Origin of the sequence: Neorhizobium sp. AL 9.2.2, from assembly GCF_013317225.1 — a bacterium.
GTDB classification, from domain to species: domain Bacteria; phylum Pseudomonadota; class Alphaproteobacteria; order Rhizobiales; family Rhizobiaceae; genus Neorhizobium; species Neorhizobium soli.
In genome coordinates this window covers 210,814-224,627 of sequence record NZ_JAALXU010000001.1, presented here as the reverse complement: position 1 = coordinate 224,627, position 13,814 = coordinate 210,814, and the positions used below count along the sequence as shown (strand labels likewise).

The window sequence follows — 13,814 nt, the reverse complement described above, 5'->3', positions numbered from 1 at the left end:
ACCAGAGCTTTGAACGCCTGACGTGCTGCACTTGCCCTTTCGACCGTTCGCGGTTACGACCCACCCCACACGGGTTCAACCGAGACGGAGAATGACATGCGACTGGGCGGACGAGTAGCCGGAGCAATCGACGTACTGGCGGATATCGAGGCACGCAGACGCCCCGTCGCCGACGCGCTGAAGGACTGGGGCCTCGCGCACCGCTTTGCCGGATCCGGCGACCGCGCCGCAATCGGAAACATCGTCTACGACGCATTGCGTATGCGGCTCAGCCACGCATTCATCATGGATGACGACAGCGCTGTCGCTTTGGCCTATGCGGTTCTCCTTCGCCAGTGGGGATATTCTCCCGAAACCCTGGCTGCCGATTTTTCCGACGACCGTTTCGCGCCGCCGGTTTTGACCGAAGCGCATATCGCCGCCTTTTCCTCCCGCACGCTGGAAGACGCGCCGCTTCACGTCCAGGGTGATATCCCGGACTGGGTTCAGCCCTCCTTCGAAGCAAATTTCGGCGACGACTGGCTGGCCGAGGCAAAGGCACTTGCCACTCGCCCGACGCTTGATCTGCGCGCCAACACGCTGAAGGCGTCGCGCGACAAGGTGGTAAAGGCGCTGGACCGCGCCGGTGCCAAGCCTGCGCGCATTTCCCGCAACGGCATTCGCATCGCGGCCGGCGAAGGTGCTTCCCGGCTTCCGAATATCACTGCCGAGCTTTCCTTCCAGAAGGGCTGGTTCGAGGTGCAGGACGAGGGCTCACAGATCGTGGCCGAGCTCGTGCAGCCTGCCGAGAACCATCAGGTGCTGGACTATTGCGCCGGTGGCGGCGGCAAAACGCTCGCCATGTCGGCGGCAATGAACAACAAGGGCCAGGTTCACGCCTACGATACCGACCGCAAGCGGCTGGCGCCGATCATCGAGCGCCTGCGTCGGGCCGGTACCCGCAACGTCCAGGTTCACGACGATGCGCGCCAGCTTGAAGGTCTCCGGAGCAAGCTGGATGCGGTTCTGGTCGACGCGCCCTGCACCGGCACGGGCACGTGGCGCCGTCGCCCCGATACAAAATGGCGGCTGACGCAGAAGAACCTCGACGAGCGCATTGCGCAGCAGCAGGACGCGCTTTCCGAAGCATCCGCTTTCGTGAAGCCGGGCGGCGCGCTTCTTTATGTGACCTGTTCGATCCTGCCGGAAGAAAACGACCAGCAGGCTGTCCGTTTCTGCGAGGAAAACCCCGAGTTCTCCATTGTGCCGGCAGCCGACCAGTGGGCGAAGATTTTTGGCAGCGACGCGGCCACGCCTCGCTTGAAGGATGCAGCGACGGTCACGCTGTCTCCCGCAAGTACCGATACGGACGGATTCTTTTTCTGCCGCATGCAACGCAAGGTTTGAGCGGGACTTGCATTGCGGATTTACCCTGAAAGAATTCTAAACTAGATCATTTGACACCAGTTTAGATTTGCGCGATGAGCCATTGAGGCAGCCTCGTTTTAAACGACGCCGCAATGGAGAGGGACATGATCCGCAAATTCGCTTTCAGCGCCGCACTGGCGCTTCTTGCCGCATCGACGACATTAACGGCAGCGCGCGCCGAAACCAAGCCGGCCGCCGTGCTCAAGCATTATTCTGAACTGGCGCATGCCAAGTTCGAGGACTCGCTGATATCTGCGCAGAGCCTGGAAAAGGCCGTGGACGGACTGATCGCAAATCCAAGCGAGGAAACGCTGAAGGCGGCGAAAGCTGCCTGGATCGCGGCGCGTGTTCCCTACCAGCAGACGGAAGTCTATCGTTTCGGCAATTCTGCCGTCGACGACTGGGAGGGCAAGGTGAATGCCTGGCCGCTGGATGAAGGCCTGATCGATTACGTCGACCCCTCCTACGGCACGGAAAGCGACGAGAACGCTCTCTATACGGCCAACATCATTGCCAACCCCAAGATCAAGGTGAACGGCAAGACGCTGGACACGACCAAGATCACCACGAAGACCTTGCGCAGCCTGCATGAGGCCGGCGAGATCGAGGCGAATGTGGCGACCGGGTATCACGCGATCGAGTTTCTGCTTTGGGGCCAGGATACCAATGGCACCGGGCCTGGCGCCGGTACGCGTCCCTACACGGATTACAGCAAGACCGAATGCACCAACGGAAATTGTGACCGTCGGGCCGCCTACCTGAAAGCGGCAACCGCGTTGCTCGTTGCCGATCTGAAGGACATGGTTGTGGCTTGGGGCCCCAAGGGCAAGGCGGCCAGGACTGTCGAGGCCAATGGCAAGAAGGGTCTGAGCGCTATCCTGACCGGCATGGGCTCGCTCTCCTATGGCGAGCTTGCAGGCGAACGGATGAAGCTCGGCCTGCTGCTGCATGATCCGGAAGAAGAGCATGACTGCTTCTCCGACAACACCTATGCCTCGCACCTCAACGACGCGATCGGCATCAAATCGGCCTATACGGGAGAATATACCCGTATCGACGGCACCAAAATGACCGGCGCCTCGCTTTCAGACCTCGTCTTGGCCAAGGACAAGGCGCTGGACGACGAGATGAAGGGCAAGCTGGATGCGACGCTTGCAGCCATGAACGCCATGGCCGACCGTGCCCAGAAGGTCGAGGCCTATGACCAGATGATCGGCGAGAACAATGCCGACGGTAACGCCGTGGTGCAGAAGGCGATCGATGGTCTGATCGACCAGACCAAGACGATCGAGCGCGTCGTTGCGTCGCTCGATCTGGGCAAGGTCGAGCTCGAGGGCTCCGACAGCCTGGACAATCCCGATGCGGTGTTCCAGTAGCCGCTGAAGCGGTTGCCAAGCGATTGCGATGAAACACGTTCTCATCCCCACCCCTTCCCGAAAGCGGAAGGGGCATAACCACACACCGGCTTGTCGCCAGCACCCGCTGGACGACCAGGCCGCTTCCGGCTGCGTTCCTCCTCCCGGGAGAAGAAGCGGATATTTGTTTCGGCTGGTTTTGCCAGTCGTTTCCGGCGCTCTGTTTCTGATCCCGCTGATCGCCACCGGTGGCGACAGCATTTTTCCGACGTCGCGCACCGATCTCAACCCGAAAGACCAAAAGCGGGTGGCAAGCGTGACGCGTGCCACGACGGATTTCTCCAAGCCGGAGCAGTTCGAGCTGATGGCCGGCGGCGGCGCGACGACCAAGGCAAGCGTCAACGGCAATGCCTTCTCGCACTTTTCCGCCAACATCACGTTCGAGGAAGAGCAGGAGTTCAAGCTCGGCAATGCGCTGTTCACCAAGCTGTGGGTGTCATCTCCCTCGTCGACCCAGGCTTCCGACGGGTTGGGGCCGCTGTTTAACGCACGCGCCTGCCAGAGCTGCCACCTGAAGGACGGTCGCGGGCATCCGCCAGAAGGTGCCGCAGACGCGACATCGATGTTCCTGCGGCTGGCCCGCCCGGCCCGGACCGACGACGAACGCGCGGCAATCGCCGATTATCGCAAGCTCAACTTTCCGGATGCGGTCTATGGCGAGCAGTTGCAGGATCTGGCAGTCCCCGGCCTTCAGGCCGAAGGCCGACTGCAGATTGCCTATCAGGACCTGCCGGTGACACTTGCTGATGGCGAGGTGGTCACTCTGCGCAAGCCCAGCTATTCGGTGAGCGACCTGGGGTTTGGCCCGATGGAGGGCGACGTCACACTTTCGCCGCGCGTGGCCCCGCCGATGATCGGCATGGGTCTCATCCAGGCGATCCACGAAGCCGACCTGCTAGATAACGCCGATCCCGACGATCAGGACGGTGACGGTATTTCGGGCAAGGCCGCGCTGGTGCGCGACCACAAGAGCGGCGAGCTGAAGATCGGCCGTTTCGGCTTCAAGGCGCAGAACGCCTCCATCCGCGACCAGAGCTCATCGGCTTTCGCCGGCGATATCGGCATCTCGACGCCGGACGATCCGTTCGATCACGGCGACTGCCGGAAGGCGCAAATCGACTGTCTGGCCCTGCCGACCGGTGTGCAGCCGCGGCTCGGGCCCGTAGAAGCGCCTGATCCGGTGCTGCCGCTCGTCACGTTCTACTCGGAAAATCTCGCCGTGCCCGCGCGACGCGATATCGGCGATGCCGGTGTACTGAAGGGCAAGCAGCTGTTTTATCAGGCGGGCTGTGCTTCATGCCATATGCCGAAATTCGTGACGAGCCGCGATGCGGGAAACAAGGCGCATGCGTTCCAGCTGATCTGGCCCTATTCCGACTTCCTGCTGCACGACATGGGCGAAGGTCTTGCCGATGGCCAGCAGGTGGGCGTGGCGAACGGGCAGGAATGGCGCACCCAGCCGCTCTGGGGCATCGGCTTGACGCAGACCGTCAATGGGCACACGTTCTTCCTGCATGACGGGCGGGCGCGAAACCTGACCGAAGCAATTCTCTGGCATGGCGGCGAGGCGCAGACGGCACGCGATGCCTTTGCATCGCTTTCCAAGAATGATCGCGCTTCTCTTCTCACCTTCCTGGAGTCACTCTGATGCGCATGATCTTCGCGGCCGGCCTGGCTCTTCTGCTATCCACAACGGCGCAGGCACAGGATGCCGACAGCGTGCCGGCAGTCGAGCTTCCCCCTGCAGCCGTCACGAAGGTGATGACCGCGGCCGTCAACGGCTTTATCCGGCCGGGCTATGACGCGTTCGAGACGTCTGCGCAGGATGTGGCCGACAAGAGTGCTGCGCTCTGCAAGGCGCCTTCGGTTGCCAACCTTAACGTCGTCAAGACCGCATTCCGCGCGCTCGTCGTGAGCTGGGGTTCGATCGAGATCGTCCGCACCGGACCGATCATCGAGCAGAACCGGTTCGAGCGGGTTCTGTTTTATCCCGACCGCAAGAGCACCGGGCTGAAGCAGCTGCAGGCTGTGCTTGCCAAGAAAGACGAGACGGCGACGGACCCTGCGACGCTTGCCTCCAAAAGCGTTGCAACGCAGGGGCTCGGGGCACTGGAATATCTGCTTTACGGCACCAACGCCGATCGCGATCTGCTGCAGGCAGAGAATGCGTTTCGCTGCCGTTATGCAGCCGCGGCAGCCCAGAACGTCGCTAATGTCGCCAAGGAAGTCGCCGGCATATGGGATGCGCCGGATGGCATCGCCAAGACCTGGGAGCAACCGGGACCCGACAACCCGGCCTTTCGCACCGGCGGCGAGGCGATAACCGCGTTGCTGGGCATTCTGGTCCATGGCGCGGAAGCCGTGCGCGACCAGCGGATCGAGACATTCTACAAGGGTTCCGGCAAGGCGACGTTTCCGAAACAGGCGCTGTTCTGGCGTTCGCAAAACACTTGGGACAGCCTGCACGGCAATCTCGAAGGATTGTCAAAGCTACTTGCCACGTCGGGCATGGTCGAGCTGTTGCAGGAAAAGGACCAGCCGGTCGTCGCGGCAACGCAGGCGAGATTGCAGGCCATGATCGCCACGGCCCGCACCGTCATGCCCAATATCGAAGTGGCGGTCGAAAACCCCAGCGAACAGGCGAAGCTTCAATCGCTTCTCGACGGCGGCAAGGACGTGATCGCCAAGCTGAACGACGGTTATGGCGGCGCGATCGGGCTTTCCTCCGGCTTCTCGTTTGCAGACGGCGACTAGGCCATGAACTGGCGCGGCGAAACGATCGATCGACGCGGTTTCCTGAAGGCGGCAGGCGTTGCCTTTACCGCGGCCCTTCAACCGGGCTCGCTGATGGCGCTGGAACGGGCGGACGCGGTTTATGCCTCGGGTTTTCGCGCGCCAGACGGTTCGTTCGGCATTGCGACCGTCTCGGAGCGCGGCGAGATCATCGACCGTGTGGCGCTTCCCGCGCGGGCGCATGGCATGGCTTTCAGTGCTGCGACCGGTCGAACGGTTGCCTTTGCCCGACGGCCTGGGACCTTCGCCATGGTGTTCGATGCGGCACGCCGGGCAGAGCCAGTCATGATCACGGCACCGGAGGGGCGACATTTCTACGGGCACGGGCATTTCTCGCCTGATGGTACCAGGCTCTACGCGAGCGAGAACGATTTCGACGGCAATCGCGGCTTGATCGGCGTCTATGATGGAAGCGACGGCTTCCGCCGCATCGGCGAATTCGATGCCCATGGTGTCGGTACCCACGATATGACCGTCTCCGACGACGGGTCGATGCTGGTTATCGCCAATGGCGGTATCGAGACGCATCCGGATTTCGGCCGCACCAAGCTCAATCTCGATCGCATGGAGCCATCGCTGGTGCTTTTAGATGCACGATCCGGCGCGCTGATCCAGAGGCACATGATGCCGCCGGCGCTATCGCAGCTTTCCACACGGCATCTGGACATTGCCGACAACGGCCAAATCTGGTTCGCCTGCCAGTGGGAAGGTGCGCGCAACGCATTGCCGCCGCTTGCCGGCCGGTTTTCGAAGGGCGAAGACATCGCATTCCTCGACCTGCCCGAACAGACCACGGTCCGGCTTGGCAACTATGTGGGCGCGATCGCCGTCAATCGTCGCGATGGGTTGGTCGGCCTGACATCGCCGGTTGGCGGTGCGGCGGTGACGCTGGATGCAAGGACCGGCAAGGTGATGAGGGAAGAGAGGGTGCGGGAGGCTGCGGGCGTGGCACCGGCTGCGCACGGCATCGCGGTCTCGACCTATGACGGGCGTTTCAACGAGACCAAAAGCCGGATAGCCTGGGACCAGCACATCGTTCGCATCGGATGATCTTTCCGGCCGCTCAAACCGCTCTATCTGAGGGTACATGCGCAAACCTATTGTCTACGGTCTCTTCATCATCGCGTCGGTCGCCGTCGGCGTGATCAGCGGCGTCAGCAACATTCCCGGCGAATGGTACCAACAGCTGAACAAGCCGTTCTTCAATCCGCCGAACTGGATCTTCGGACCGGTCTGGACGGTTCTTTACGGCATGATCGGCGCAGCGCTTGCCTCTACCTGGTACGACCAGAACAACACTCGAAGGCTGGTCGTGTTTGCGGTGCAGGCCGTCCTGAACCTGCTCTGGTCTCCGGCCTTTTTCGGAATGCAGAACCCGGTTCTCGGCCTCACCATCATCGTACCGATGCTGGTCTTCATCCTGCTGTTCATTGCGATGAGCTGGCGGCCAAACCGCACGGCCGCGCTGCTGTTCGTGCCCTATGCGCTGTGGGTCGCGTTTGCGACGATGCTCAACCTCTCGATCGTGATGCTCAACTGACGAGCTGAGACCAAAGCGGCTTGCCGATGCCGGCCCGGCATGGCACCTTGCCTCGATCAAAGGGGCAGGCATGAGCATTCTCGAAACAGGCGATTTTCGCGAGCGTATTCGCCAGAGTTTTGGCCGGCAGGGCGCGATGGCAATGCTTGATGCGGAGCTGACCCGGGTCGAGCAGGCGATGATCGAGATCGAGCTGCCCTATAGCGAAAAGCTCACCCAACAGCACGGTTTCCTGCATGCCGGCGTGATTTCCGCGGCCCTCGACACGGCCTGCACCTATGCCGCCTACACGACGATCGCGCCTGATGTCTCGATCCTGACGATCGAGTTCAAGGTGAACCTGTTGTCGCCGGGACGTGGAGAGCGCTTTCTGTTTCGCGGCGAAATCACCAAGCCCGGGTCGACGATCATCGTCGCCGATGGGCGCGGTTATGCGATCAGTGACGGGCCGGCAAAACTCATTGCGTCCATGACCGCATCGATGATGGTCATCCGCGGCAGGCAGGATATCGTCGGATGAATTTCGAACTCAAATCGGTCGCGGGCAAAAAGGTCATGTTCGTCATGGCCGTCGATGCCGAATATGGTCCGCATCTCAAAACCCGGATCAAACCGCTGATGACCGGCGTCGGCCCGGTGGAGGCGGCGGCCGTCCTGTCGCGTGCGCTAACACGGCTGGAGGCGGAAAGCCTATTGCCGGATCTGGTCGTGTCGCTCGGGTCCGCCGGCTCGCGCAGTCTCGAGCAGACAGAGGTCTACCAGGTATCCTCCGTTGCCTATCGCGACATGGACGCCTCCCCGCTCGGTTTCGAAAAGGGACGCACACCGTTTCTCGATCACCCGGCGATCGTTCCGATGCCGCTTCGCATCCCCGGCATTGCGGAAGCGTCGCTTTCGACGGGCGGCAATATCGTTTCGGGATCAGCTTATGATCTCGTGGCCGCCGACATGGTGGACATGGAGACCTTTGCCGTGCTGCGATGCTGCCAGGTTTTCGGTCTTCCACTGATCGGTCTGCGGGGCATTTCCGACGGCAAGGCGGAGCTGAAGCATGTCGACAACTGGACGGAATATCTCCATGTCATCGACGAGAAGCTTGCAGAGGCCATCGACCGGCTTGAAAACGCCCTTGGAAGCGGCGATTTGGCGCTCTGACGCAGTTGCACAAAAGCCAGTTTTTCTCTAAAGGCTCGCCATGACCCAGACAACGCCCTTGGTAGCTCATCCCGACAGCATACTCATCATCGATTTCGGCAGCCAGGTGACGCAGCTGATTGCGCGCCGCGTGCGCGAAGCGGGTGTGTATTGCGAGATCCACCCGTTTCAAAGTGCAGCGGACGCCTTCGACAAGCTTGCGCCGAAGGGCGTGATCTTTTCCGGCGGCCCGGCATCGGTCACGACAGAGGGAAGCCCGCGCGCACCGCAGGCTGTGTTCGACAGCGGCGTTCCAATCCTCGGCATCTGCTACGGCCAGCAGACGCTGGCAACCCAGCTCGGCGGCGTCGTCGAGGGTGGCCATGCCGCGGAATTCGGCCGCGCCGACGTCGAGATCAAGAAATCCAGCCCGCTGTTTGATGGTTTCTGGGAACAGGGCGGCCGCTATCCCGTGTGGATGAGCCACGGCGACCGCGTCACGCAGTTGCCTGATGGCTTCGAAGTGATCGCCACATCCGAAAACGCGCCGTTCGCGATCGCTGCCGACGAGAGCCGTCGCTATTACACGACGATGTTCCATCCGGAAGTGGTGCACACGCCTGATGGCGCCAAGCTGCTCTCCAATTTCGTGCACAAGATCGTCGGCCTGAAGTCCGACTGGACCATGGCTGCCTACAAGGCCGAAATGATCCGCAAGATCCAGGAACAGGTTGGCACCGAGCGCGTCATCTGCGGCCTGTCCGGCGGCGTTGATTCATCCGTTGCCGCTATCCTGATCCACGAAGCGATCGGCGACCAGCTGACCTGCATCTATGTCGACCACGGCCTGATGCGCCAGGGCGAGACCGAACAGGTCGTCGGCATGTTCCGCGATGCCTATAACATCCCGCTCGTGGCCGTGGATGCATCCGACCTGTTCCTGACGCAGCTGGCCGGCGTTTCCGACCCTGAGGTCAAGCGCAAGACGATCGGCCGCCTGTTCATCGAGGTTTTCGAATCGGAAGCCGCCAAGATCGCGTCCGACGGCAAGGGCGCTCCGCGCTTCCTCGCACAGGGCACGCTCTATCCTGACGTCATCGAGAGCGTTTCGTTCTCCGGCGGCCCGTCGGTCACCATCAAGAGCCACCACAATGTTGGCGGCCTTCCAGAGCGCATGAACATGCAGCTGGTGGAGCCGCTGCGCGAACTGTTCAAGGACGAAGTCCGCGCTCTGGGTCGTGAACTCGGCCTGCCGGAAAGCTTTATCGGCCGCCACCCGTTCCCGGGCCCAGGCCTTGCCATCCGCTGCCCGGGTGGGATTACCCGCGAAAAGCTCGATATCCTGCGCAAGGCGGATGCGATCTATCTCGACGAAATCCGCAAGGCCGGTCTCTACGACACGATCTGGCAGGCATTCGCGGTGCTGCTGCCGGTCCAGACCGTCGGCGTGATGGGCGACTACCGCACCTATGACTTCGTCTGTGCACTCCGCGCCGTGACCTCCGTCGATGGCATGACAGCGGACTTCTATCCCTACGACATGAACTTCCTTGGCCGTGCGGCAACCCGCATCATCAACGAAGTGCGCGGCATCAACCGCGTCGTCTACGACGTAACCAGCAAGCCGCCCGGCACGATCGAGTGGGAATAGGCCTTTAGTGACCGGCCGCATCACTCAGCGGCCTGTCACCTCCCAATCCCTTCCCGGATATCCCTATGCTCCGCAGCCTCTATGACTGGACGATGGCGCTCAGCGCCCGCAAGTCCGCAAGCGTTTGGCTTGCGGTCATCGCTTTCGTCGAAAGCTCCGTCTTTCTGGTGCCGGCGGATGTGCTGTTTCTGCCCATGGCGCTCGCAAGGCCCGAGCGCGCCTGGCGCTACGCCCTGATCGCCACGACATTTTCGGTGCTGGGTGGCATTGCCGGCTGGTGGATCGGGTATTTCGCGTTCGATGCGATCGCCGTGCCGATCCTCGAATTCTGGGGCAAGCTCGATACGTTCAACGAGCTGAAATCCGGCATCACCTACGAGACGATCCTGCTGATGCTGGTGACCTCAGGCTTTGCGCATCTGCCACCGATCAAGGTGGTCACGATCCTGTCCGGTGCCGTGCATGTCAACATCTGGCTGTTCATCGCGGCGGCCGTGGTGACCCGCGGAGCCCGCTTCTTTCTCCTGGCATGGCTCCTGCGTCGCCATGGCGAGAGCATCCGGCATTTCATCGAGAAGCGGCTCGGGAAGCTGGCGCTGATAGGCGCCGTCGTGCTGATCGCCGTCTATTGCGCCTACAAGATGCTGATGAGCTGAGTTGGCGCGACGCCAGCTACGGCTATGCGATCAGGCCTGGCCTACTACAATTATTTCCGCGGGGAAGTTTTTGGCTTGATCGCCTATCGGCTTGCGAAACAAGCCATGCATTAAGCGGGATGGTGACCTGCTCTGGCTAAAGGGCTCCGCCGGGTCATATCATCAGTGCTTATCGTGTGGCGAAGGATACCGCCACACATGTCCGGCAGGAGCTTTCCCGCCGGGCGGTCTTTGGAAGTATGATTAGCGAACCTTGCGGAAAGCCTGAGGATCGATGCCGAGGATCTCGAGGTCACGGGCGTGCGGACGACGATTGTTTTCGACAGCAGCGGATGCGGAGACGGCAGCGCCGAACAGTGCAAATGCACGACCGAATGCGCCAACGCGGTTCTTGATAGATGCAGACATTTGATCTCTCCTTGTGATGTTCCTAAAATAGGCTGCACATTGTGCCTATACAATCGACAAGCTCACAGAGGAGGCATGCGCCAATCACATGGCACGGACCTCACCGCATCCATGTCTTGCCTAAACCGAGGTGCGGTTGCTATCGATCGTCATCAACGGAAGAGGTTTTCATGGCGATCATCATATATGGCATCAAGAACTGCGACACCATGAAGAAGGCCCGCGCCTGGCTGGATGAGAAGGGCGTTGCCTATGTCTTCCACGACTACAAGGCGCTCGGTATCGACCCCGACCATCTTAACGACTGGACGGGGCGCGCCGGGTGGGAACAGGTGCTGAACCGTGCAGGCACCACGTTCAAGAAGCTGCCCGAGACCGACAAGCTGGATCTCGACCGGGAAAAGGCGATTGCGCTGATGACGGCTCAGCCATCGATGATCAAGCGGCCGATACTGGAAGCGGATGGCGAGCTGGTTGTCGGCTTCAAACCGGAAACCTACGCCGCGACATTCACCGAGACCTGAATTTCATGTCCAAGGCGACCCGCGCAACCGAAGTCCTCGAGAAGGCTGACGTGAGCTTCACGACGGTCACCTACGACTATGATCCAAACGCCGAACGCATCGGCCTTCAGGCAGCCGAGGCGATCGGCGAAGAGCCTTGCCGTGTCCTGAAGACGTTGATGGCGGAGGTGGACGGCAAGGCGGTCTGTGTTGTCATCCCATCCGATAGAGAAGTCTCGATGAAGAAGCTTGCCGCGGCCTTCGGCGGCAAGTCTGCGGCCATGATGAAACCGGCCGACGCGGAACGGATAACCGGTTATCGTGTCGGCGGCATCAGCCCGTTCGGACAGAGGAAGCTCGTCCCGACGGCCATCGAAGCGACTGCTCTCGAAGAGGTCCATGTTTTCATCAATGGTGGCCAGCGAGGACTTCAGGTTCGTCTTGCCCCAAAAGACGCACAATCGGCATTGAAAGCGATAGCGGCGGCCCTTGTTGCGTGAAGCGAGGGGACTATGATCGTGACCGATCGACTTCAAATTCAGCTCAGTCACCCTAAGTCGTGTCAGCAGATATTCCAAGAACAGAGGCCATTATGACAATCGTGCCGAATTTCCAGACCGCCATCGATCCGCAAAAACTCGAAAAGCTTGCCGAAGTGGCGGTCAAAGTTGGCCTTGGGCTCGCGAAGAACCAGGATCTCGTCATCACAGCGCCGATTGCGGCCTTGCCGCTGGTGCGGTTCCTGACCCGCCACGCCTACAAGGCCGGTGCCGGTCTCGTCACCACGTTCTATTCCGACGAGGAGGCGACGCTTGCGCGCTACGAGTTCGCACCCGACGCGAGCTTCGACAAGGCCTCGGACTGGCTCTACGAGGGCATGGCGAAGGCCTATGCCAATGGTGCTGCGCGGCTGGCGATCTCCGGCGACAACCCGATGATGCTGGCCGACCAGGATCCCACCAAGGTGGCACGGGCGAACAAGGCCAACTCGATGGCCTACAAGCCGGCGCTCGAAAAGATCGCCAATTTCGACATCAACTGGAACATCATTTCCTACCCCAACCCGGCATGGGCACGGCAGGTGTTTCCGGACGTGCCGGAAGACGTGGCGGTGCGCAAGCTGGCCGACGCGATCTTTGCCGCCTCCCGCGTCGATCTCGACGACCCCGTCGCTGCCTGGGCATCGCACAACGCAAACCTCAAGAAGCGCTCCACCTGGCTGAACGGCGAACGCTTTTCGGCGCTTCACTTCACCGGCCCCGGCACGGACCTGACGGTTGGCCTGGCTGATGGCCATGAATGGCATGGCGGTGCGTCCGTCGCGAAAAACGGCATCACCTGCAATCCGAACATTCCGACCGAGGAAGTGTTCACGACTCCGCACGCGCTGAAGGTGGAAGGCTATGTTTCCAGCACCAAGCCGCTGTCGCATCAGGGCACGTTGATCGACGACATCAGAGTGAAGTTCGAAGGCGGCCGGATCGTTGAGGCAAACGCTGCCAAGGGCGGAGAAGTGCTGAGCCGGGTTCTCGATACGGATGCTGGTGCCCGCCGGCTGGGCGAAGTGGCGCTAGTGCCGCATTCCTCGCCGATTTCGGCAAGCGGCATCCTGTTCTACAACACGCTGTTTGACGAAAACGCGTCCTGCCACATCGCGCTTGGCCAGTGCTATTCGAAATGCTTCCTCGACGGAGCGTCGCTGACGCCGGAGCAGATCAGGACGCAGGGCGGCAATTCGAGCCTCATCCACATCGACTGGATGATCGGATCCGACAAGGTGGATATCGACGGCATCAGGGCCGACGGTTCCAAAGTGCCTGTGATGCGCGCCGGCGAGTGGGCCTGACGCACAAAAAACAGGGCCCGGCTGGACCGGGCCCTTGCCGCCATCAGCGGTAATAGACGACCTTGCCGCCGTTGGCAGCGGTTTCCACCGACAGGACGTTGTGGACTGCAATGCCGCGGGCTTCGAGCGAGCGCATCAGGCTGCCGTCGGCACTGACTTCCGCCTGGGCACGGCGCATGATCAGTTCGTTGCCGGAACCCGACCACTCGGAATATCCGTCCTTGCGGCTGGTGAGCGAGCCGGACTGGATCGCGATGACGTTATCGTCATAAGCCTTGCCGAAGATGATCTCCGATGCCCTCGTCTGTCCGGCCAGTGCCGGAGTGCCGAAAGCTGCCGCCGAGAGGATCAGCAACGAGGTCGCGAATGCTTTTTTCATGGCCATGGTCTCCGTTTGCAACTGCCGAGGAAACGCGGCTTGCAACGCCGTGTTCCAGAGAGGTCTCTTCGTGGAGAAGATA

At 61.3% G+C, this 13,814-nt stretch carries 15 protein-coding genes; 13 read left to right on the top strand and 2 right to left on the bottom strand.

The features are described 5' to 3' along the window. Positions 1-96 precede the first annotated feature (96 nt). The 10 genes from G6K99_RS01160 to G6K99_RS01115 all read left to right on the top strand — a co-directional run bounded on the left by G6K99_RS01160 (position 97) and on the right by G6K99_RS01115 (position 10,596). Positions 97-1,386 carry an RsmB/NOP family class I SAM-dependent RNA methyltransferase gene (locus tag G6K99_RS01160; RefSeq protein ID WP_174195484.1) on the top strand — a complete coding sequence of 430 codons (1,290 nt, stop codon included), beginning with the start codon at positions 97-99 and terminating at the stop codon, positions 1,384-1,386. A gap of 125 nt (positions 1,387-1,511) precedes the next feature. Continuing rightward, on the top strand, positions 1,512-2,783 hold the full coding sequence (locus tag G6K99_RS01155; protein WP_174195483.1) for an imelysin family protein: 1,272 nt from the start codon (positions 1,512-1,514) through the stop codon (positions 2,781-2,783). A gap of 199 nt (positions 2,784-2,982) precedes the next feature. After that, the gene (locus tag G6K99_RS01150; protein ID WP_244631368.1) at positions 2,983-4,470 is read left to right on the top strand and encodes a di-heme oxidoredictase family protein; all 1,488 of its coding nucleotides are present in this window, start codon (positions 2,983-2,985) and stop codon (positions 4,468-4,470) included. Continuing rightward, positions 4,470-5,576 (top strand): imelysin family protein, encoded by a 1,107-nt coding sequence (locus G6K99_RS01145; RefSeq protein WP_174195481.1) that lies wholly within the window; start codon positions 4,470-4,472, stop codon positions 5,574-5,576. Before G6K99_RS01150 ends, G6K99_RS01145 begins: the two co-directional genes overlap by 1 nt. A gap of 3 nt (positions 5,577-5,579) precedes the next feature. Further along, positions 5,580-6,665 (top strand): DUF1513 domain-containing protein, encoded by a 1,086-nt coding sequence (locus tag G6K99_RS01140; RefSeq protein WP_174195480.1) that lies wholly within the window; start codon positions 5,580-5,582, stop codon positions 6,663-6,665. Positions 6,666-6,702: 37 nt separating this feature from the next. After that, positions 6,703-7,155, top strand: a complete 453-nt coding sequence (locus G6K99_RS01135; RefSeq protein ID WP_174195479.1) for a TspO/MBR family protein — start codon at positions 6,703-6,705, stop codon at positions 7,153-7,155. Between the two features lie 70 nt (positions 7,156-7,225). Continuing rightward, on the top strand, positions 7,226-7,675 hold the full coding sequence (locus G6K99_RS01130; RefSeq protein WP_174195478.1) for a PaaI family thioesterase: 450 nt from the start codon (positions 7,226-7,228) through the stop codon (positions 7,673-7,675). After that, positions 7,672-8,310 (top strand): 5'-methylthioadenosine/S-adenosylhomocysteine nucleosidase, encoded by a 639-nt coding sequence (locus G6K99_RS01125; protein WP_174195477.1) that lies wholly within the window; start codon positions 7,672-7,674, stop codon positions 8,308-8,310. The genes G6K99_RS01130 and G6K99_RS01125 overlap by 4 nt, the downstream gene beginning before the upstream one ends. A 40-nt stretch (positions 8,311-8,350) precedes the next feature. Continuing rightward, on the top strand, positions 8,351-9,940 hold the full coding sequence (gene guaA, locus G6K99_RS01120; RefSeq protein ID WP_174195476.1) for a glutamine-hydrolyzing GMP synthase: 1,590 nt from the start codon (positions 8,351-8,353) through the stop codon (positions 9,938-9,940). A 65-nt stretch (positions 9,941-10,005) separates the two neighbouring features. Beyond that, positions 10,006-10,596, top strand: coding sequence for a YqaA family protein (locus G6K99_RS01115; protein WP_174195475.1), 591 nt, complete (start codon positions 10,006-10,008; stop codon positions 10,594-10,596). Between the two features lie 243 nt (positions 10,597-10,839). Here G6K99_RS01115 and G6K99_RS01110 read toward each other — a convergent pair whose 3' ends face one another. Continuing rightward, complete coding sequence (locus tag G6K99_RS01110; RefSeq protein WP_092663836.1) at positions 10,840-11,004, bottom strand: hypothetical protein; 165 nt, start codon at positions 11,002-11,004, stop codon at positions 10,840-10,842. A gap of 170 nt (positions 11,005-11,174) precedes the next feature. Between G6K99_RS01110 and G6K99_RS01105 the strand changes: the two genes are divergently transcribed. The 3 genes from G6K99_RS01105 (at position 11,175) to G6K99_RS01095 (ending at position 13,353) form a co-directional block, all read left to right on the top strand. After that, positions 11,175-11,528, top strand: coding sequence for an ArsC family reductase (locus G6K99_RS01105; RefSeq protein ID WP_174195474.1), 354 nt, complete (start codon positions 11,175-11,177; stop codon positions 11,526-11,528). A 5-nt stretch (positions 11,529-11,533) separates the two neighbouring features. Next, positions 11,534-12,007, top strand: a complete 474-nt coding sequence (ybaK, locus tag G6K99_RS01100; protein ID WP_174195473.1) for a Cys-tRNA(Pro) deacylase — start codon at positions 11,534-11,536, stop codon at positions 12,005-12,007. Between the two features lie 92 nt (positions 12,008-12,099). Next, positions 12,100-13,353, top strand: a complete 1,254-nt coding sequence (locus G6K99_RS01095; RefSeq protein ID WP_174195472.1) for an aminopeptidase — start codon at positions 12,100-12,102, stop codon at positions 13,351-13,353. A 43-nt stretch (positions 13,354-13,396) separates the two neighbouring features. Here the strand turns inward: G6K99_RS01095 and G6K99_RS01090 are convergent, their stop codons facing one another. Further along, positions 13,397-13,732, bottom strand: a complete 336-nt coding sequence (locus G6K99_RS01090; RefSeq protein WP_174195471.1) for a hypothetical protein — start codon at positions 13,730-13,732, stop codon at positions 13,397-13,399. Positions 13,733-13,814: the final 82 nt, after the last annotated feature.

What these genes read in the sequence shown, in the direction of transcription:
- G6K99_RS01160 (WP_174195484.1), top strand. Translation starts at nt 97, where the DNA reads ATGCGACTGGGCGGACGAGTAGCCGGAGCAATCGACGTACTGGCGGAT.
- G6K99_RS01155 (WP_174195483.1), top strand. Translation starts at nt 1,512, where the DNA reads ATGATCCGCAAATTCGCTTTCAGCGCCGCACTGGCGCTTCTTGCCGCA.
- G6K99_RS01145 (WP_174195481.1), top strand. Translation starts at nt 4,470, where the DNA reads ATGCGCATGATCTTCGCGGCCGGCCTGGCTCTTCTGCTATCCACAACG.
- G6K99_RS01140 (WP_174195480.1), top strand. Translation starts at nt 5,580, where the DNA reads ATGAACTGGCGCGGCGAAACGATCGATCGACGCGGTTTCCTGAAGGCG.
- G6K99_RS01135 (WP_174195479.1), top strand. Translation starts at nt 6,703, where the DNA reads ATGCGCAAACCTATTGTCTACGGTCTCTTCATCATCGCGTCGGTCGCC.
- G6K99_RS01130 (WP_174195478.1), top strand. Translation starts at nt 7,226, where the DNA reads ATGAGCATTCTCGAAACAGGCGATTTTCGCGAGCGTATTCGCCAGAGT.
- G6K99_RS01125 (WP_174195477.1), top strand. Translation starts at nt 7,672, where the DNA reads ATGAATTTCGAACTCAAATCGGTCGCGGGCAAAAAGGTCATGTTCGTC.
- guaA (WP_174195476.1), top strand. Translation starts at nt 8,351, where the DNA reads ATGACCCAGACAACGCCCTTGGTAGCTCATCCCGACAGCATACTCATC.
- G6K99_RS01115 (WP_174195475.1), top strand. Translation starts at nt 10,006, where the DNA reads ATGCTCCGCAGCCTCTATGACTGGACGATGGCGCTCAGCGCCCGCAAG.
- G6K99_RS01110 (WP_092663836.1), bottom strand. Translation starts at nt 11,004, where the DNA reads ATGTCTGCATCTATCAAGAACCGCGTTGGCGCATTCGGTCGTGCATTT.
- G6K99_RS01105 (WP_174195474.1), top strand. Translation starts at nt 11,175, where the DNA reads ATGGCGATCATCATATATGGCATCAAGAACTGCGACACCATGAAGAAG.
- ybaK (WP_174195473.1), top strand. Translation starts at nt 11,534, where the DNA reads ATGTCCAAGGCGACCCGCGCAACCGAAGTCCTCGAGAAGGCTGACGTG.
- G6K99_RS01095 (WP_174195472.1), top strand. Translation starts at nt 12,100, where the DNA reads ATGACAATCGTGCCGAATTTCCAGACCGCCATCGATCCGCAAAAACTC.
- G6K99_RS01090 (WP_174195471.1), bottom strand. Translation starts at nt 13,732, where the DNA reads ATGAAAAAAGCATTCGCGACCTCGTTGCTGATCCTCTCGGCGGCAGCT.